This is a genomic window from Streptomyces sp. NBC_00178 (assembly GCF_036206005.1).
Taxonomy (GTDB): Bacteria; Actinomycetota; Actinomycetes; order Streptomycetales; family Streptomycetaceae; genus Streptomyces.
The window spans coordinates 6110531-6128671 of the sequence record NZ_CP108143.1 but is presented as its reverse complement, the minus strand read 5'-3'; the positions used below and the strand labels follow the sequence as shown (position 1 = coordinate 6128671).

At 73.7% G+C, this 18141-nt stretch carries 16 protein-coding genes; 10 read left to right on the top strand and 6 right to left on the bottom strand.

The genetic code is table 11. From position 1 onward, the window contains the following. The 6 genes from OHT61_RS26790 to ssuE all read left to right on the top strand — a co-directional run bounded on the left by OHT61_RS26790 (position 1) and on the right by ssuE (position 5528). Entirely contained in the window at positions 1 to 882 is an 882-nt protein-coding gene (locus OHT61_RS26790; protein WP_329041728.1) for an ABC transporter permease, read from the top strand. Then, positions 879 to 1769 (top strand): ABC transporter ATP-binding protein, encoded by an 891-nt coding sequence (locus OHT61_RS26785; protein WP_329041727.1) that lies wholly within the window; start codon positions 879 to 881, stop codon positions 1767 to 1769. The genes OHT61_RS26790 and OHT61_RS26785 overlap by 4 nt, the downstream gene beginning before the upstream one ends. A gap of 5 nt (positions 1770 to 1774) precedes the next feature. Next, on the top strand, positions 1775 to 2638 hold the full coding sequence (locus OHT61_RS26780) for an ABC transporter ATP-binding protein (RefSeq protein WP_443049631.1): 864 nt from the start codon (positions 1775 to 1777) through the stop codon (positions 2636 to 2638). A gap of 48 nt (positions 2639 to 2686) precedes the next feature. Next, positions 2687 to 4027, top strand: a complete 1341-nt coding sequence (locus tag OHT61_RS26775; protein WP_329041725.1) for an NtaA/DmoA family FMN-dependent monooxygenase — start codon at positions 2687 to 2689, stop codon at positions 4025 to 4027. Positions 4028 to 4088: 61 nt separating this feature from the next. Beyond that, positions 4089 to 4859, top strand: coding sequence for an alpha/beta hydrolase (locus tag OHT61_RS26770; protein ID WP_329041724.1), 771 nt, complete (start codon positions 4089 to 4091; stop codon positions 4857 to 4859). A 111-nt stretch (positions 4860 to 4970) separates the two neighbouring features. After that, a complete protein-coding gene (ssuE, locus tag OHT61_RS26765) occupies positions 4971 to 5528 on the top strand; it encodes an NADPH-dependent FMN reductase (protein ID WP_329041723.1) in 558 nt (185 codons plus the stop codon). A 22-nt stretch (positions 5529 to 5550) separates the two neighbouring features. Here ssuE and OHT61_RS26760 read toward each other — a convergent pair whose 3' ends face one another. Then, positions 5551 to 6966, bottom strand: a complete 1416-nt coding sequence (locus tag OHT61_RS26760; RefSeq protein WP_329041722.1) for a phytoene desaturase family protein — start codon at positions 6964 to 6966, stop codon at positions 5551 to 5553. Positions 6967 to 7052: 86 nt separating this feature from the next. Here OHT61_RS26760 and OHT61_RS26755 point away from each other — a divergent pair, with 86 nt between their 5' ends. Beyond that, a complete protein-coding gene (locus OHT61_RS26755; RefSeq protein WP_329041721.1) occupies positions 7053 to 7967 on the top strand; it encodes a nucleotidyltransferase domain-containing protein in 915 nt (304 codons plus the stop codon). 7 nt (positions 7968 to 7974) lie between these two features. Here the strand turns inward: OHT61_RS26755 and OHT61_RS26750 are convergent, their stop codons facing one another. Both OHT61_RS26750 and OHT61_RS26745 read right to left on the bottom strand, forming a co-directional pair. Then, a complete protein-coding gene (locus tag OHT61_RS26750; protein WP_329041720.1) occupies positions 7975 to 8844 on the bottom strand; it encodes an inositol monophosphatase family protein in 870 nt (289 codons plus the stop codon). 45 nt (positions 8845 to 8889) lie between these two features. Continuing rightward, a complete protein-coding gene (locus tag OHT61_RS26745; protein ID WP_329041718.1) occupies positions 8890 to 10695 on the bottom strand; it encodes a gamma-glutamyltransferase family protein in 1806 nt (601 codons plus the stop codon). A gap of 290 nt (positions 10696 to 10985) precedes the next feature. Between OHT61_RS26745 and OHT61_RS26740 the strand changes: the two genes are divergently transcribed. After that, positions 10986 to 12050 carry a lipoate--protein ligase family protein gene (locus OHT61_RS26740; protein WP_329041717.1) on the top strand — a complete coding sequence of 355 codons (1065 nt, stop codon included), beginning with the start codon at positions 10986 to 10988 and terminating at the stop codon, positions 12048 to 12050. A gap of 18 nt (positions 12051 to 12068) precedes the next feature. Here OHT61_RS26740 and OHT61_RS26735 read toward each other — a convergent pair whose 3' ends face one another. Together OHT61_RS26735 and OHT61_RS26730 are read right to left on the bottom strand one after the other, a co-directional pair. Continuing rightward, positions 12069 to 13511 carry a diaminopimelate decarboxylase gene (locus OHT61_RS26735; RefSeq protein WP_443049541.1) on the bottom strand — a complete coding sequence of 481 codons (1443 nt, stop codon included), beginning with the start codon at positions 13509 to 13511 and terminating at the stop codon, positions 12069 to 12071. 81 nt (positions 13512 to 13592) lie between these two features. Further along, a complete protein-coding gene (locus OHT61_RS26730) occupies positions 13593 to 15251 on the bottom strand; it encodes a PucR family transcriptional regulator (protein WP_329041714.1) in 1659 nt (552 codons plus the stop codon). Between the two features lie 169 nt (positions 15252 to 15420). Between OHT61_RS26730 and OHT61_RS26725 the strand changes: the two genes are divergently transcribed. Together OHT61_RS26725 and OHT61_RS26720 are read left to right on the top strand one after the other, a co-directional pair. Further along, complete coding sequence (locus tag OHT61_RS26725) at positions 15421 to 15966, top strand: tellurite resistance TerB family protein (protein ID WP_329041713.1); 546 nt, start codon at positions 15421 to 15423, stop codon at positions 15964 to 15966. A gap of 240 nt (positions 15967 to 16206) precedes the next feature. Beyond that, positions 16207 to 17391, top strand: coding sequence for a spore photoproduct lyase family protein (locus OHT61_RS26720; RefSeq protein WP_329041711.1), 1185 nt, complete (start codon positions 16207 to 16209; stop codon positions 17389 to 17391). Positions 17392 to 17588: 197 nt separating this feature from the next. On the opposite strand, the gene OHT61_RS26715 is transcribed toward OHT61_RS26720, so the two are convergent. Then, positions 17589 to 18095, bottom strand: coding sequence for a nucleoside deaminase (locus OHT61_RS26715; protein ID WP_329041710.1), 507 nt, complete (start codon positions 18093 to 18095; stop codon positions 17589 to 17591). Positions 18096 to 18141 lie beyond the last annotated feature (46 nt).

Genomic DNA, 18141 nt, shown 5'->3' with positions numbered 1-18141 from the left:
ATGGTGCGCCGCGTTCTCTCGCTCGCCTCCGGCCGGATCGCCCTGGCCGTGCTCCTCCTGGTCGCCGTGCTCGCCGTCTGCGGCCCCTGGCTCGCTCCGCAGGACCCGCTGGCCACCAGTGACAACCCGCTCGCGTCCGCTTCGGCCGCCCACTGGCTGGGCACGGACTACCTCGGCCGCGACGTGTTCAGCCGTCTCCTCGACGGTTCGCGGATCAGCGTCCTCGGATCACTCGAAGTCGCGCTGACCGCGCTGGTCACCGGCGCGGTCCCTGGCATCCTGTCGGTGTACTCGGGCCGGGTCTTCGAATGGCTGACGCTCCGTCTGGCCGACACCCTGGTCGCACTGCCCTTCATGCTGTTCGCCATCGCGGTGATCGCCCTCCTGGGCAACGGCATCACGCAGGCCATGCTCGTCACGGGAGTCCTGGTCTCGCCCCTGTTCTACCGGGTGGCGCGCGCCGCCACCCTGGCCGTGGCGCGCTCGCCGTACGTGGAGGCCGCCATCGTCTCCGGCGCGTCCGTCGGCTGGATCGTGCGCCGCCACGTGTGGGTCAAGGTGCTGCCGCCGATCGCGGTCGCACTCGCCCAGACCATCGGCGTCGGCTTCGTGATCGTCTCCAGCCTCACCTTCCTCGGCATCGGCGTGCAGCCACCCGCTCCCACGTGGGGCGGGCTGCTGGCCTCCGACCTGGGCTATCTCAGCCACCAGCCGTGGGCTCCGGTGGCACCCGCCCTGCTGATCATGGTCACCGTCTGGGCGTGCAACGTGCTCGCCGACGCCATCCGCGACGTCTCCGGCGAGGCCGGCCGGGCGCTGGTCCGCAGCCGCGAGGCCCGTAGCGGCACATCCGTACCCGTATCCGCAGGAGGTTCCCGATGAGGACGCTGTCGAAGAACCCGGTGCACGCCGCCGCCGGGGTGTCCGGGAGCGGCGTACCTGACGCCCCGCCCGGTCCGCCGGTGATCGCGGTGCGCGACGTCCGCATCAGCGACGGCGTCACCGGCCGGGAGATCGTCCACGGCGTCGGCTTCGAGCTCACACCGGGACGGGCGATCGGGATCGTCGGTGAGTCGGGCAGCGGCAAGACGCTCACCTGCCGGGCGGTGCTCGGCATCCTGCCTGCGCACTTCGGCGTGTCGGCGGGGTCGGTCGAGATCGAGGGCACCGACATCTCCACCCTGACACCCCGGCAGTGGACGGCCCTGCGGGGCACCACGGTCGGCGCGGTCTTCCAGGACCCCGCGTCCTACCTCAACCCCTCGATCCGGGTGGGCGCACAGATCGCCGAGGTGATCCGGGTCAAGCAGGGCGTCAAGCGGCGCGAGGCGCGGCGCCGCGCCCTCGACCTGCTCGCGGCGGTGCGGCTGAGGGACCCGGAGCTGGTCTACGGCCAGTACACCTACGAGCTCTCGGGCGGCATGCTGCAGCGCGTGCTCATCGCGGCGGCGATCGCGGTCGAACCCCGGGCGCTCATCGCCGACGAGGCCACCACGGCCCTGGACGTCACCGTGCAGGCCGAGATCCTCGACCTGCTGGCCGAGCTGAGGGAGCGCACCGGCCTCGCACTCGTCGTCGTCTCGCACGACCTCGCCGTCGTCGCCCAGCTGTGCGACGAGGTCCTCGTCATGCGCCAGGGCGAGGTGGTGGAGCAGGGCCCGACGCGGTCGGTGCTGCACGACCCCCGGCACCCGTACACGCGGCTGCTCATCGCCGAGCACGAGCAGTACGGCCTGGACAGGTTCCTCACCGTGAAGGAGGCGTCGTGACGGCCCTGTCACCCCGGGCGGACACGGCCCGGCGGGACCACGAGGCGGCAGCCCCCGTCCTGGAGATCGACGGCCTCGACGTCCGTTACGGCTGGGCCCGCCGGAGCCGGCACGCGCTGCGGGGGGTGTCGCTGAGCGTCACACCCGGCGAGACCGTCGGGCTGATCGGCGAGACCGGTTCCGGGAAGTCCACCCTGGCCCGCGCCGTGCTCGGCCTGGTGGAGGCGTCCGCCGGTTCGATCCGGGTGGGCGGCGAGGACGTGACCGGCTACGGCGCCCGCCGGTGGCGGGCGCTGCGGCGCCGGGGCGTGGTGCAGTACGTCTTCCAGGACCCCCTGCGCAGCCTCGACCCCGACCTGACGGTCGAGGACTCCCTGACCGAGCCGCTGCTCGTCCAGGGCGTCCCGGGCAAGGAGGCCGGGCGGCGGGCGCGTGCGTACCTCGACCGGGTCCGGCTGTCCGACGACCTGCTCCGGCGCCTGCCCGGGGAGTTGTCGGGCGGGCAGCGCCAACGGGTGGCGGTGGCCCGTGCGCTGGTCACCGGGCCCGCCCTGGTCCTCCTCGACGAGCCGGTCAGCGCCCTGGACTCCGCCAACCGGGTACAGGTCCTGGAGATCCTGAAGGAACTGCGCGACTCCGGGACCGCCCTCGTCCTCATCTCCCACGACCTCGGGTCCGTCGCCGGCACCGCCGACCGCATCGCCGTGCTCTACAGGGGTGAGCTCGTCGAGGTGGGCACGGCCCGTGACGTCGTCAACCACCCGCGGCACCCGTACACCCGGCTGCTCGTCGGTTCAGCCCCCACGCTCCACACGCGCACCGCCGACCGGACCGAGCGCGAGGCCCTCCGCGCGCAGCTGAGCGGCTGACCGCCGGCGCCCCGGCAGCACGTCCCGAGACCACCGAGAGGAACAACCATGTCCCGCAGGATCCACCTCGCACTGCACCCGTACGGCGTCGGCGGCCCCGGCCAGCACGGCCTGTGGAAGGACCCGGCCGTCGCGAAGAACGCCAGCATCGACATCGGTTACTACATCCAGCAGGCCCAGGCGGCCGAACACGCCCTGTTCGACGCGCTGTTCGTCGTGGACAGCCAGTTCATCAACGCCACCTACCCCTCGCACTACCTCAACCGGCTGGAGCCGCTGACCCTGCTGTCGGCGGTCGCCACCCACACCCGGAACATCGGCCTGGTCGGCACGGCGAGCTCGACGTACAACTCGCCCTTCAACCTGGCCCGCCGGTTCGCCTCGCTCGACCACATCAGCGGCGGGCGCGCCGGCTGGAACGTCGTCACCAGCTTCGACACCGGGACGTCGAGGAACTTCGGGCTCGACGAACACCTCGACTACGCCACCCGCTACGGCCGGGCCCTGGAGTTCGTGCGGGTGGCGCGGGGGCTGTGGGACTCCTACGAGGACGACGCGTTCCCCGCCGACGTGCAACGCGACGTCTTCCTCGACCCGTCGAAGCTGCACGCCCTGGACCACGAGGGTGAGCACTTCAAGGTCGCCGGCCCGCTGAACCTCTCGCGCTCGCCGCAGGGCCAGCCGGTCATCTTCCAGGCAGGCGTCTCCCCCGAGGGCCGGGACCTCGCCGCGCGCGTCGCCGAGGGCATCTACGCGCCCGGCGGCACGCTGGAACAGGCGAGGGAGTACTACGCCGACATCAAGAAGCGCACCGCGGCCCACGGGCGCGACCCCGACCACATCAAGGTCTTCATCCACGGCGGTCCGGTCGTCGGCGCGACCGACGAGGAGGCCCGGCGCAGGGAGCGGGAGATCTTCGAGGAGGACAACGACTTCGCGAGCAACCTCGCGCTCCTGGGCCGCTCGTTCGGCGCCTACGACTTCAGCGCCCACGACCTGGACGCACCCTTCCCGGACGTCGCCCACCTCGCCGAGAAGGGGGGCCGGACGGGTGCGGCGAAGATCATCGAACGGGCGGCGGCCGAAAACCTGACCTTGCGTCAAGTCGCGGAATCCGCGAACGCGTTCCGCCGGTCCCCTTTCGTCGGCGCCCCCGAGACCGTCGCCGACACCATCGAGCGGTGGTACGACGCCGGCACGCTGGACGGCATCAACCTCGCCTTCCGGAACAACGACGACCTCGGCCGCTTCGTGGACGGGGTGGTACCGCTCCTCCAGAAGCGCGGCCTGTTCCGCACCGAGTACGAGGCGGACACCCTCCGCGGCAACCTCGGCCTGCCCGTCCCCGCGAACCGCCACACCGCCGGGCGTGAGCCCGCGGGGGCCTGAAGCGGGCCGTACACCCCCGGCCAGGCACGCAACCCGCAGACCCGCACACGCAGGAGCCGACATGACCGAGTACACCGACCACCTCGGCCCCCAGGGCCTCCGTACGCGCGGCACCGTCCTCGTCGTACCCGGGCGGGGCGAGACCCGCGCGACCTATGCCCGGCTCGGCAGGCGGCTGGCCGCCGACGCCTACCGGGTGCGGGTCGTCGACGCGCCCGCCCTCGACACCGCGGACCCCGGAACGTCGTTGACGCTGCTCGGTGAGCGTCTCGCCGTCGCCGCCGAGGGCACCGCCACCGGGGCGGACGGGGTGGCCCGGCCCCTCGTCGTGGTGGCCGCCGACAGCGGGGCGGCCGCCGTCGCGGCGCTCGCCGCCAAGGGCGGCGCGCCCGACGCCTGGGGGCCCGACGCCCTGGTGCTCGCGGGCGTCCCCGGCCGGGGCGCCGCGTCCGCCGCCACCTGGGAGGACGAACTCGACGTGCGTACCTCATGCCCGGCTCACCGGGGGACCCTGTCCGAGGACGGCGGGGTCCGGCGCGGAGCACTCGACGAGCCGGTCGGCGAGTCCCTGCTGGCAGCGGCGTACGGCGGTGGCACGGGCGTCCCCGCGCTGTTCCTGGTCGGGGACGCCGACCCGCTCGCCGACCGCGAGGCGCTCGCCCGCACGGCGTCCTCGCTGCCGCGCGCCCGCCTCTCCGTCGTGCACGGGGCGCACCACGACGTACTGAACGACCTGCAGCACCGCTCGGTGGCCGCGGAGATCGTCACCTTCCTGGAGACCGTGCGCAACGAGCTGGTGCCGGTGGTGACCGTCGATTCGAGCGCCTGGTGAGCGCCGTCCCGGCGTCCGTCGGGCCGGCCCGCATCCGTCGACGCGGCCGCTGAGCCGCTCCTGCTACCGCCCTTGCCCCTGACCCGACCCGAAGAGAAAGGGCCCGCCCCCATGGCGACCATCCTGTCCGTCTCCGGAAGTCCCTCCGCCACCTCGCGCACCGCACGGCTCCTGCGTCACCTGGACGACCGGCTCCGGGACCAGGGCCACGACGTGACCCCGCTGGACGTGCGCACCCTGCCCGCCGATGCGCTGCTCGGTGCCGATTTCGGGCATCCGGCCGTCGTGGCCGCCACGGCGCTGTTCGCCGGGGCGGACGGGGTGGTGATAGGCACCCCCGTCTACAAGGCCGCCTATTCGGGGCTGCTGAAGTCCCTGCTGGACCTGCTCCCCCAGTTCGCGCTGGCGGGCAAGACGGTGCTGCCACTGGCCACCGGCGGGAGCACGGCCCATGTGCTCGCCATCGACTACGCACTGCGTCCCGTGCTGAGTTCGATGGGGGCCGCGCACATCGTCCCCGGCTGGTTCACCCTCGACACCGACATCACGACCGGCACGGACGGCAGGCTGGGGGTCGCTCCGGCTGCCGCCGAAGCCCTGGCCCAGGTCACGGACACCTTCTCGGCGGCGCTCGGCGGCCGGACGGCGGTGCTGGCGCCCACCGGCTGAGCACGCACGGCCGGGACCGCGCTCACGCCGCCCGCAGGCGCCGCCACACCGCCTTGGCCGCGTGGTGACCGGACATGCCGTGCACACCGGGGCCGGGGGGCGTGGCCGAGGAGCAGAGGAAGACGGCGGGGTGGGCGGTGGCGTACGGCACCCGGGCGAGCCGGGGCCGTATCACCGTCTGCAGCCCCGCGAAGGCTCCGCAGGCGATGTCCCCGCCGACGTAGTTGGCGTTCCGCGCCGCGAGCTGCGGCGGTCCGGCGACGGCCCGGGCCAGCACCAGATCGCGGAACCCGGGTGCGAATCGCTCCAGTTGACGTTCGATCACGTCCGTCGCGTCGCCTTCCCAGCCGGCCGGGACGTGCCCGTACACCCAGAAGACGTGGCGGCCCTCGGGGGCGCGGCCGGGGTCGACGAGGCTGGGCTGCGCGGTGATCAGGAAGGGGACGCCCGGGTCGCGGCCGGCCCCCGCTGCGCGCAGGGACGCGTCGATCTCGGCGGCCGTGGGACCGACGTGGACCGTGCCGGCGCGCCGGGCCTCCTCGGCCGTCCAGGGCACGGGACCCGACAGCGCGTAGTCGATCTTGAAGCAGGAGGGGCCGTAGCGGTAGTGGTCGTAGGCGCCGCCGAGGCCCGCGATCCGTGCGAGCGCGCTCGGCGAGGTGTCGAAGACGTAGGCGCGGGCGGGCGGGAGTTCGTCGAGCCGCCTCACCTCCGTGCCCGTACGGATCGCACCGCCCAGCTCGCGCAGGTAGGAGGCCAGGGCGTCGGAGACGGCCTGCGAGCCGCCCCGGGGCATCGGCCAGCCGTTCTCGTGCGCGGCGAGCGCGAACATCAGGGCGATCCCGCCCGTCGCCAGGCCGCTCGCGGGGGCGATGGCGTGGGCGGCGAGCCCGGCGACGAGACCGCGCGCCTTCTCCCCCCGGAAGCGGCGCGAGAGCAGCGAGGCCGGCTGCACGGCGTCCAGCCCGAACCGCGCCCAGCGGTACGGGTCACTCGGCATCCCGTCCCAGGGGGTGCGCAGCATGTCCGCGGCGAGAGTGTCCCAGTGGCCCGTGTAGGGGGCGACGAGACGGCGGTACGCGCCCGCGTCGGCCGGTCCGAGCGACATCGCGCTCTCGCCGACCGACCCGGTGAGCACGGCGGCGGAGCCGTCCGGGAAGGGGTGGGCCAGGGCGAGCGGCGCGTGGAGCCATTCGAGGCCGTGGCGGGCCAGTGGCATGGCGCGGAATGCCGGTGAGCCGATGCCGAGGGGGTGTACGGCGGAACAGGGGTCGTGGCGGAACCCCGGGAGGGTCAGCTCCTCGGTCCGGGCGCCGCCCCCGATCGTGTCCCGCGCTTCGAAGACCTCCACGGAGAAGCCCCGGCGGGCCAGCTCGACCGCGGCCGTGAGGCCGTTGGGGCCCGCCCCGACGACGACGGCATCAAGCATCGATGGCACCTTCGGACTCCTTCGTCAGCCGATGGCCAGGGCACCCAGGATATTCGGGCGCACCGGCGACGGACCTCCGGGTAGCCTCCGGCCCGATGAAGGACTCATACGCACCCACTCCCGCCGTCGCCGCCATGGCTCCGCGGCTCGTCCGCGTGCCGGGGGTCAGGGCTGTCGTCCTGGGCGGCAGCCGCGCCCGGGGGACCCACCGCCCCGACTCCGACTGGGATCTGGGCGTGTACTACCGGGGCGCCCTCGACCTGGCCGCTCTCACCGCGCTGGCGTCCGAGGTCCAGGGGGCTCCGGTCCAGGTGGCGGGCCCCGGCGGCTGGGGCCCGTGGGTGAACGGCGGCGCCTGGCTCACGGTGGACGGTGTCGCGGTCGACTGGATCCTGCGCGACCTGGACCGGGTGGAGTCGGTCCGGTCGGACTGCCGCGAAGGCCGCTTCGAGGTGGGGACGCAGCCCGGCCACCCGCTGGGCTTCTGGTCTCCGTGCTACGTCGGCGAGGTCGCGCTGGGCCGGGTGCTCCAGGACCCGCAGGGCGAACTGACGGCCCTTCAGGACGCGGTACGCGCCTATCCGGAGCCGTTGCGCCGCGCGCTCGTCGAGGCAGCGTGGGAGGCGGACTTCCTGGTGGCCTCGGCCCGCAAGTCGGCCCCGTCCGGCGACACGCTCCACGTCGCCCTGTGCCTGTCCAGGGCCTTCGGCGTCCTCGCCCAGGCCCTGCACGCCCACCACCGCGCGTGGTGCCTCAACGAGAAGGGCGCGCTCGCCTCCGCCGCCGCCCTGCCGGACACCCCCGCGGGCTTCGCCGACGCGGTCTCCTCCGCCCTGCGCGGCCTGGACGCGCCCGCGGTGGAGACGGCGGCCCGCGTCGTACGGGACGTGCGCGCGGTGCTGGACCGCGCCGCCCCTCCCCCTGCCGGCCCGGGGCGCCCGGACGCCTCCGTCACGGAAGGTGTCCGCAGCCTGCGAGCCGACGGCCGGGGAGGCCACTCCGACGAGTGACGCCCCGTCAGTTACCTGTGGAGCCCGATCCCTGGCGGCCGGTGCGCAGCGCGTGCAGGATCCGCTCGGCCGTGGCCGCGTCCCTGGCCGCCGTGAACGGCAGGTCGTTGCCACCGGTGAGGCGGTAGGGGGCACCCGACAGGGTGGACTGCGCACCGCCCGACTCGGTGACGAGCAGCAGCCCCGCCGCGTGGTCCCAGGCGAACTCCCAGTTGAAGGCCACGGCATCCTGGGCGCCCATGGCGACGGCGAGGTACTCCAGGCCCGCAGATCCGCACGCGCGGGCGTCGATGCCATCGGTACGCAGGCCGAGCAGGGCCCGCTTCTGGGCGTCCGACGTGTAGTCCGGGTGGGACATGGCGACCTTGAGCACCGCGCCGGGTGCGGGCGAACCGCTGTGCAGCCGGGTGCCGTTGAGCGTGGCGCCGCGCCCCCTGAGGGCGACGGCCATCTCTCCGAGGACGGGGGCGTACGTCCAGGAGGCGTGCACCTGCCCGTGGAGGGCGAGGGCCACCAGCGTGCAGAAGCCGGGCTCGCCGTGGACGAACTGCCGGGTGCCGTCGACCGGGTCGACGATCCAGACGGGTGCGTCGCCGCCGAGCGCGTCGTAGACGGCGGGGTCGGCGTGGACGGCCTCCTCGCCCACGACGACCGAACCGGGCAGCAGCCGGGTCAGGGAGGCCGTGAGGTGCTCCTCGGCCAGGCGGTCGGCGGCGGTGACCAGGTCGTGCGGGCCGCTCTTCTCGACGATCTCGTGCGCGGCGAGCTGCTGGTAGCGCGGCAGGATCTCGGCGGCGACCGCTGCCCGCACCGCCGCTTCCACCTCGGTCAGCTGGCCGGAGGTCCCGGCGGTCCCGTACAGGAAGTCATCGATCATGCCTCCAGCTAAGCACGGTCCGCCGGAACGGCTCCCGCCAGGAGGTCAGCGGCCCACGGCGTAGCCCTGCATGCCGCGCGGATTGGCCGCGGCGGACAGGATGCCGGTCTCCGGGTCCCGGGCGACGGCGCACATGCGGCCCTCGGACCAGGGTTCGCCGACCGTCACGTCGTGGCCGAGGCGGCGCAGTTCCGCGACGACCCCGGGGTCCGTGCCCTCCTCGACCGTCAGGCTGCCCGGCCGCATCCCGCGCGGGAAGAAGGAGCCGGGGAAGCTGTCGTTGTGCCAGTTCGGGGCGTCGATCGCCCCCTGGAGGTCGAGGCCTCCGCGTACGGTGCCGCGGAGTGCCACGGCGAGGAAGAAGTGCAGCTGCCACTGGTCCTGCTGGTCGCCGCCGGGCGTCCCGAACGCCATGACGGGGACCCCGTCCCGGAGGGCGAGCGAGGGGGTGAGGGTGGTGCGCGGGCGGCGTCCGGGGGTCAGCGTGTTCGGCAGGCCCTCGTCGAGCCAGGCCATCTGAAGACGGGTCCCGAGGGGGAAGCCGAGTTCGGGCACGACCGGGTTGGACTGGAGCCAACCGCCGCTGGGGGTCGCGGCGACCATGTTGCCCCAGCGGTCGACGATGTCGAGGTGGCAGGTGTCCCCGCGGGTCGCGCCGTCCTTGGCGACCGTCGGTTCGCCCGCCCCGGCGGCCGGCGCACCCAGGACGCCGGGACCGGCGTCCCCGGAGGCGACGGCCCGGGCGTGCGCGCTGAGGACCGGGGTGCGGCCGTCGGAACTGCCGGGGCGCAGTTCCAGGGACGCGCTGCCGGTGATCAGCGCCCGGCGTTCGTCGTTGTACGCCTCGGAGAGCAGGGTGTCCAGCGGCACTCCGGCCGCGTCTCCGTACCAGGCCTCGCGGTCGGCCATGGCGAGCTTGCAGCCCTCGACGAGCAGGTGGACGTACGCGGCGGAGCCGTACGCCGGGAGTTCGGCGGGGAGGAGGGCGAGCTGCTGGAGGAAGGCGGGGCCCTGGCTCCAGGCGGCGGCCTTGGCCAGCGTCCAGCCGTTCCACTCGTACGTGGCGGGGGCCTCGTACGATGCGGACCAGCCGGCCAGGTCCGCCGCCGTGAGCGTGCCGGTGTGGCGGATCCCGCTGGTGTCCAGGGTGGGGACGCCGGCCTGGCGGACGAGCGCCTCGGCGACGAAGCCCGTGCGCCACACGGCGCGGGCGGCCTCGATCTGGGCGACGCGGTCGTCGCCGCCCGTCCTCTCCGCCTCGGCTATGAGGCGGCGCCAGGTCGCGGCGAGCGCGGGGTTGCGGAAGAGCTCACCCGGCGTGGGCGCCTTACCGCCGGGGAGGTAGACGTCGGCGGAGCTCTGCCACTCCGTCTCGAAGAGCTCACGGACGCTCTCCACGGTCAGGCCGACGCGCTCGACGGGCGGGTGGCCGTCCTCGGCGTACCCGACGGCGTACCGCAGGACCTCCGCGACGGTCTTCGTCCCGTGGTCGCGGAGCAGGAGCATCCAGGCGTCGAAGGCACCCGGCACGGCGGCGGCGAGCGGCCCGGTACCGGGGACCAGGCCGAGACCGAGCGACCGGTAGTGCGCGGCCGAGGCACCGGCGGGGGCGGGGCCCTGGCCGCAGAGCACCCGCACCTCGCCGTCCCTCGGGGCCAGGATCATCGGGACCTCACCCGCCGGACCGTTGAGGTGCGGCTCGACGACGTGCAGGACGAATCCGGCGGCCACGGCCGCGTCGTAGGCGTTGCCGCCGTCCTCCAGGACGGCCATCGCGGACTGCGAGGCGAGCCAGTGGGTGGAGGACACCATGCCGAAGGTGCCCTGAAGGGTGGGGCGGGTGGTGAACACGGATGCTGCTCCTTGCCGGGGCGTTCGGAGTTCAGGTACGGGGTTCGGGGTCACGGTCGATGGCCGGGATCCAGGCCCGGGGGTCCAGGTGCTTCGGCGGCCGTTCGCGGACCGTACCGACCCGGCCGGCCGCCGTCCGCCGGAGCTTGTCGGGGCCTCCCCGCCCCGCCACCGGTCCGCCGTGCAGTCGTACGGGACAGCACGGGACAGGCGCGGGACGGCGCGCCGGGAAGATATCGGGGCGCCCGTGCGCTGGGCTGAAGGTGATTCCACTCAGCGGAGGCTCGGCGATGCACGGCGAATACAAGGTTCCTGGCGGCAAGCTCGTCGTGGTCGATCTGGAGAACCACGCGGGCGTACTGCGCAACGTCCGGGTGGCGGGCGACTTCTTCCTGGAGCCCGACGAGGCGATCACCGCGATCGACGAGGCCCTGGAGGGCGCCCCCGCCGACACCGACGCCGCCGGCCTGACGGCCCGCATCGAGGCCACGCTGCCCGAGGGCACCGTCATGTACGGGATCACCGCGGAAGGCGTCGCCGTGGCGGTGCGCCGCGCGCTCGCCCAGGCCACCGACTGGACCGACTACGACTGGCAGCTCATCCGCGAGGGTGCGCAGTCGCCCGCGCTGCACATGGCCCTCGACGAGGTGATCACCGCCGAGGTCGCCGCGGGGCGGCGGCCCCCCACGCTGCGCGTGTGGGAGTGGGGCGCGCCGGCCGTCATCATCGGCAGCTTCCAGTCGCTGCGCAACGAGGTGGATCCGGAGGGGGCGGCACGCCACGGAGTCACGGTGGTGCGCCGTATCTCGGGCGGCGGGGCCATGTTCGTCGAGGCCGGCAACACGATCACGTACTCCCTCTCGGTCCCCGCGTCCCTGGTCTCGGGGCTGTCGTTCGCCGACTCGTACGCCTACCTCGACGAGTGGGTGCTCGAGGCGCTCGGAGACATGGGCATCAAGGCCTGGTACCAGCCGCTGAACGACATCGCGACGGACGTCGGGAAGATCGCGGGTGCCGCGCAGAAGCGCATGGTCGGGCCGGACGGCGGGCCCGGAGCGATCCTTCATCACGTCACCATGTCCTACGACATCGACACCGGGAAGATGCTGGAGGTCCTGCGCATCGGCAAGGAGAAGATGTCCGACAAGGGGACGGCGTCCGCGAAGAAGCGCGTGGATCCGCTGCGCCGCCAGACGGGTCTGCCCCGGGAGACGGTGATCGACCGCATGGTCGATTCCTTCCGGGGCCGCTACGGGCTCGCCGCCGGACAGGTCACCGCCGCGGAACTGGCGCGCGCCGAGGAACTGGCCGCCACGAAGTTCAGCAGCCCGGAGTGGACGGCGCGCGTGCCGTAGAGCCGTGGCGGCCGGGGCTCAGGACCCGTCCGGGGCGTCCGGGCCGACCAGCGCGTCGGCGTGGGCCAGTCCGCTCTCCGCGGCGATCTCGTCGAGCGTCTGCGGCGCCCGCACGGTGACCAGCCGTACGTCGCCGGCCTGTCCCGTGGTGAAGCCGTACACGGCCGGACGGGGCAGGCTGTTGTACGCCCAGGGGGTCGAGAAGTAGTACGCCCCGGTGTCGTGCAGGACGACGTGGTCGCCTTCCGCCAGTTCCGGCAGTTCGCGGCCGTGGGCGACGACGTCACCGGCGAAGCAGCACGGCCCGGCGACGTCCTGGCGCAGGTGCGGTCCGGTCCGCGGATCGCCGTGGGCGTCGAAGGCGCCCACCCTCAGCGGCCAGGCGTCGGGCATGAGGACGGTCCGCGTGGCGGTCTGTGCTCCCGCGTGGGTGACGGCGATGCGCCGGCCGCCCGCTTCCTTGATGTACTCCACGCGCGCGGCGATGAACCCGTTCTTGGCGAGCAGCGACCGGCCGAACTCCGTGACGAGCGCGTAGCGGCCGTCGAAGAGCCCCGGCACGGCCTCGCCCAGGACCCGCGCGTGGTCGGCGAACGCCGGGCGCGTCGCATCGTCCTCGAAGTTGACGGGCAACCCGCCACCGATGTCGAGGCTGGTGATCCGTCGTGCGCCGAGCGCGGTGTTGATCTCCTCGGCCAGCCGGTACGTCTCCGCGACGCCCTCGGCGATGAGTTCGAGCGGGCACCCCTGGGAACCGACGTGCGCGTGCAGCCGGGTCAGCCAGGGCCGCTCGGCGAACGCCGCCACGACCTGGTCGCGTGCGCCCGGGTCGCGCAGCGCCACGCCGAATTTCGAGGTCGCGGTCGCGGTGCTCATCGCCCCGATGGAACCGCCGCCTACCTGGGGGTTGACCCTCAGACCGATGACGGAGGCGCTGTCGGCGGGGCGCAGCGCGTCGATGCGGCGCAACTCGTCGAGGTTGTCGGCGTTGAGCGCCACCCCGAGGGCGAGCGCCTCCCTGATCTCCTGCCGGGTCTTGGCGGGCGAGTCGAGCACGATCCGCGACGGGGGGACACCGGCGTCGAGCGCGAGGCGCAGCTCACCCGGGCTGGCCGCTTCGCACCCCATGCCGAGCCGGGCGAGCAGCCGGAGCACGGGGACCAGGGACGCCGCTTTGACGGCGAACGTGTGGAGCACGTCGGGGGCGTGGGCGAACGCCTCCTGGAGGCTCGCGACCGAGGCTCGGATGCCGTCGGTGTCCAGGAACCCGGCGACGGGCTGCTCCTCCCCCACCAGCCCGGTGGCGAGGGCCCGGCGCAGCACCACGGGAACGCGGTGCGCGGTGGTCGGGACGGCGGGTCCGGTCGGGAACGTGCTCACGGAGGTCACGGCAGGGCTTTCGGTGGGGCCGTGCCACACACCGGCGGGCGCGTGGCGGGACGGATCCAGACTGGCCCGCATGCTCCCTGTGCGTCATCGTCGGCACGCACAAAGCGGCGCCCGTGCTTTGGCGGGCCGGACACATGCCGTGGAGGGTGTGCCTCACGGCATCCCGCTCAGGCGAACGGCGAGCGTGACGACAAGCCGGGTGTCGGGGTCGTCGAGGTCGACGCCGAAGCGTTCACGGACGCGGCGGAGGCGGTACCTGAGCGTGTTGGGGTGCAGCGTCAGACGCCGGGCGGCGGAGGCGACGTCCCCCGGGGTCTCGAGGTAGGCGGCGAGGGACCGCACCAGTTCGCCGCCCGCCGCGAGGTCCGTGCGGATCAGCTCGTGCACGGGGCCGGTGCCCGACTCCCATACGGGCCGCACCGCGTCGAGCATGCGCAGGGCCTCGATCGTCGCTCCGACCTGGTCGGGCCCGGCACTGCGCACGGGGTGCGCGTCCCGGCCCCGCCCCTCACGGTCCCGGAGCGCGCGCACGACCAGCAGCGCCTCCTCGTACGACAGCGAGGCGTCGAGGCCGGAACCCACCGTCCCTCCGGCGCCGGTCCACACGGGCGGCGCACCGGGCGTCCGGGCCGCGAGTGCGTCCAGTTCCCGGGCCAGCGCGAGTGCGTCACCCGGTTGTCCCGCGTCGTGACGCGGTTGTCCGCCGTCGTGCGCCGGCAGCAGCACGGCGATCGTGTCCACCTCGCGCAGGACACGGGCGTCGGGCCGCAGGGCGGTGGCCTGGACCGCAAGCGCCTCCAGGGTGCGGTCCTCCGATCCGGGCTCCTCGGGGGACGCGCGCACGCCCACGACGACCGCGCAGGGAACATCGGGCGTCAGTCCGAGCGACCACAGATGGGCCCGCCGGTCACCGCTTCCGTGGAGGAGGCCGCGCAGGGCGTGCGCCTCTCTCCGCAGGGTGCCGCTCTCGCGCATCCGGTGGCGCAGGAGGTGGGGGACGGCGAGTGCGGCGGCACGCCGGAGCACCTGGGCGGCGTCGGGCGAGAGCCGCCGGCCGTCGGCGGCGGCCCACAGCGAGCCCAGCATCTCGCCGCCGCCGCGGACCGCCACGACGAGGCGTTCGGGGGTGTCGCCGTCGGCGGCCCGGTGGATGACGTCACCCGATGTCCTGAGGGTCTGCACCAGCCCGCTGCGGCGCAGTTCGGCGACCCGCCACTCCGGTACGCGGCCGCCCAGGATCGTGGACCGGCGCAGCCCGTCGGCCTCGGGCCCCGTGGCGGAGTGCGCGAGCACCCGGAACTGCGGGTCCTCCACGGTGATCGAACCCCGGCAGAGCCGTGCGGTGGCCGCGGCGAGGGCTGCCAGACCCCCGGTGGTGGCATCAGCCATGAGGTCGTCGCGCCCGGCCGCGGCGAAGGCGGTCGCCGACCGGAGCAGGGCGAGGGCGTCCCCCCAGTCCGCCCACGAGGCACGGACGAGCAGCGCGATGCCGCACTCCTCGGCCGCGGCAAGGGCCTGTGCCGGCAGCGGCGCACCTTCCTGCTCCCGGAGCACGAGCGCCGAGGCGCCACGCCGCGCCGCTTCCCGTACCGCCGTGCCGGCGGTGGCGGGATCGGGCGGCAGGCCCGCCGCCAGCACGATCCGCCCGGCGTGCGTGCGGGCCGGCTCCTCGTCACCGATGACCACGCCGACGACCGTCACGTCCTGCCCCGTGGGGGCGAGCAGCAGGCGCAGGACGCCCTCCTCGTCGTGGTCGAGGATCTGCCTGAGGGTGACGTGGTCCGGTCCGCTGCCCTTGGTGCCTGACGTCATGCGCCGAGGATACGAGCGGGAGGGAACCGTGCGGCGGGCGGTGAGCCGCGGACGGTGGGACGGCGGTGAGCGCACTTTGCGGAACCTTTACCCGCAGCGGGCCGTTGGGTCATGTGTACACGCGAGGTTTCGCGACCGGCAGTTCAGACGATGACCGAGGTGACGTCGGATGGCAGTGTGGGATCGGCTCAAGGACCAGGCAAGGACTCTGCAGCAGGGTCAGCAGGGACGCGCCCAGGCAGGCGGACGTGGAGGGTCCCGGTCCGGCGGCGGCTCGCGCGCCCAGTTGGTCGGCGCCCTCAAGAATCAGCTCACCTCGCTCAAGACCGAGCTCAAGAGCGGCGCCTACCGCGACGCGAGCATGGCGATGTGCGCCCTCGTGGCCGCCGCCGACGGACACGTGGACGCTGCGGAGCGTCAGCACGTGGAGTCGCTGATCCTCGGCAACGACGTCCTGCAGAACTTCCCCGCGGAGCAGCTGCGCCAGCGGTTCAACAAGCATGTGGACCAGCTGAGCCGGGACTTCCACCAGGGCAAGGCGGAGGCGATGCAGGAGATCGCCAAGGCGGCGAAGAAGCCGGTCGAGGCCAGGGCCGTCGTCCAGACGGGCATCGTCGTCGCCGGGGCGGACGGCGACTTCTCGCAGGCCGAGCACATGGTGCTCCAGGAGGCGTGCGCGGCGCTGGGGCTCTCGCCGGCCGAGTTCCAGCTCTGAGGACCGCTCGCCCGCATCCGCTTCGGGGCCGGCTCCGAAGCGGCGCGGACAGGCCCGGACGAGTGCCGGGGCGAGGCCGCTCCGGCGGGCGGTCTCCTTCGGGGGACGACGAAGGCCCGGAGGGGCCGCGCGGCCTGCGGGGGAGCCGCCCCGGACGGGTCCCCCGCGGAGAGCGCGTGACGCGGTGCCGCGTCACTCCTCGTACGGTGGGGTCCTGATGCCACCGAGCCTGGAGCGGCCATGCACACCCCCCACTCGTCCGGCGGCCCGGACGTGCAGCAGGACGGGCTGTTCGCTCTCGACGACCTCGCTGCCGGTCCCGGGGCGCCCGGGCCCTCGGGACCGCTCTTCCGCGACTCCGACGAGGCCCGGAGGATGCTCGCGGTCAAGGAGATCCACGCGGAGGCGGCCGCCGCCGCCTCCCCTCGCGGCCGGGCGATCATCGCGCGGTATCCGGACGCCGAGGTCATCCCGGCGGATTCGCACTGGCGCATCCCGGAACTGCACGGCAACAAGGGAAACGCGGACCGCTGGGTGCGCATCAAGAGCACGGTCCTCGTCCTCGGCGAGAAGAAGACGCTGACCGTGCGGGTCAACGGCCGGTCGGCGGACTGGATCGCCCCGGGCGCGGCGAACGGCTGCGCCATGGCCTGCTCCTACTGTTACGTCCCCCGCCGCAAGGGCTACGCCAACCCGGTCACCGTGTTCACGAACATCGACGCGCTGATCGGCCGGCTGCGGCGCCATGTCATCGCGCAGGGCCCGAAGCGGGAGCCGAACCAGTGCGACCCGGCCGCGTGGGTCTACGACATCGGCGAGAACAACGACTGCTCGGTCGACGCACTGATCAGTGACAACACCGCCGACCTGGTGCACGCCTTCACGCGCTGGCCCACGGCGAAGGCCTCGTTCGCGACCAAGTTCGTGAATCCCGATCTTCTGGCGTTCGATCCCCGGGGGCGCACCCGCGTGCGCTTCTCGTTGATGCCGCAGGACGACTCACGCCTCCTGGACATCCGGACCAGCCCGGTCGCCAGGCGCATCGAGGCCGCGGCGGACTTCGTCGAGGCGGGCTACGAAGTGCACTTCAACCTCTCCCCCGTCGTCATCAGGCCCGGGTGGGAGCAGGCGTGGGCACAGCTGCTCCAGCAGATGGACGACGTCCTGCCGCGGTCGGTGAAGGAGCAGGCCGCGGCCGAGGTCATCATGCTGACCCACAACCGGGACCTCCACGAGGTCAACATGGCGTGGCACCCGCGTGCCGAGGACGCGATCTGGCGCCCGGAGATCCAGCAGGCCAAACGCTCGGAGAACGGCAGCCTCAACGTCCGGTACCGCGGCACCGTCAAGGCGGAGGCGGTGGAGACGGTCCGCGGCCTCGTGGCCGCGCACACCCCCTGGATGCCGATCCGCTACGCGTTCTGACCGGCCAGGGGCGAGGACCGGACCGTGATCCGGACGGGACCGCGGGAGCGAACGGCCCCTGGCCCGGACCGACCGGCCCCGAGACCCGGACCGACCGGAGCACCAACCGACCGGGGGCGCGAACGGACCGGGGATCGCGTAGGGCTCCGCCCCGGGCGGTCTTGCCGCCGCCACGGGCGCACGAACCGAAAGCCCCGTCAGGGCCGGCCGCCTCCCCGCGCGTGGAGTTCGCGGTGCATCGACCGCAGCCTGTCGGTGAAAGCGGCGACGGGCCCGTGGACGTCCAGCCCCGGCACGACCTCCCCGATGGCCAGGGGGCGCACGGGGGACGGCGGGACGCCGAGTTCACCCAGCCACCGCGTGAGTTCTGCGGAGGAATGGGCGTAGACGATCCTGCCAAGGCCCGCCCAGCCGTGCGCCGCCGCGCACATGGGGCAGTGCTCGCCCGACGTGAACACCACGCATCGCGCCCGTTCCCCGGGGGCGAGCTCGCCCGCCGCCCAGCGGGCCAGTTCGAACTCGGGGTGCCGGGTGTGGTCCCCGGTGCTGCGGACCAGGTTGCGCGCTTCGCGCAGCACCTGTCCTCCGGAGTCCACGAGAACCGAACCGAAGGGTTCGTCCCCGGCGGCGAGGGCTTCACCCGCCAGGTCCACGGCCCGTTCCACATGCAGGAGTTCGGCGGCGCTCAGCGGTGCGGTCGTCATCCGTGTACTCGTTCCTCGCGTCGGGAATCACCACAGGGACCGCCAG

Bases quoted from the DNA above. Each gene is read 5' to 3' on its own strand.
- OHT61_RS26790 (WP_329041728.1), top strand. From the start codon at position 1: ATGGTGCGCCGCGTTCTCTCGCTCGCCTCCGGCCGGATCGCCCTGGCC.
- OHT61_RS26785 (WP_329041727.1), top strand. From the start codon at position 879: ATGAGGACGCTGTCGAAGAACCCGGTGCACGCCGCCGCCGGGGTGTCC.
- OHT61_RS26775 (WP_329041725.1), top strand. From the start codon at position 2,687: ATGTCCCGCAGGATCCACCTCGCACTGCACCCGTACGGCGTCGGCGGC.
- OHT61_RS26770 (WP_329041724.1), top strand. From the start codon at position 4,089: ATGACCGAGTACACCGACCACCTCGGCCCCCAGGGCCTCCGTACGCGC.
- ssuE (WP_329041723.1), top strand. From the start codon at position 4,971: ATGGCGACCATCCTGTCCGTCTCCGGAAGTCCCTCCGCCACCTCGCGC.
- OHT61_RS26755 (WP_329041721.1), top strand. From the start codon at position 7,053: ATGAAGGACTCATACGCACCCACTCCCGCCGTCGCCGCCATGGCTCCG.
- OHT61_RS26750 (WP_329041720.1), bottom strand. From the start codon at position 8,844: ATGATCGATGACTTCCTGTACGGGACCGCCGGGACCTCCGGCCAGCTG.
- OHT61_RS26740 (WP_329041717.1), top strand. From the start codon at position 10,986: ATGCACGGCGAATACAAGGTTCCTGGCGGCAAGCTCGTCGTGGTCGAT.
- OHT61_RS26735 (WP_443049541.1), bottom strand. From the start codon at position 13,511: ATGCGGGCCAGTCTGGATCCGTCCCGCCACGCGCCCGCCGGTGTGTGG.
- OHT61_RS26730 (WP_329041714.1), bottom strand. From the start codon at position 15,251: ATGACGTCAGGCACCAAGGGCAGCGGACCGGACCACGTCACCCTCAGG.
- OHT61_RS26725 (WP_329041713.1), top strand. From the start codon at position 15,421: ATGGCAGTGTGGGATCGGCTCAAGGACCAGGCAAGGACTCTGCAGCAG.
- OHT61_RS26720 (WP_329041711.1), top strand. From the start codon at position 16,207: ATGCACACCCCCCACTCGTCCGGCGGCCCGGACGTGCAGCAGGACGGG.
- OHT61_RS26715 (WP_329041710.1), bottom strand. From the start codon at position 18,095: ATGACGACCGCACCGCTGAGCGCCGCCGAACTCCTGCATGTGGAACGG.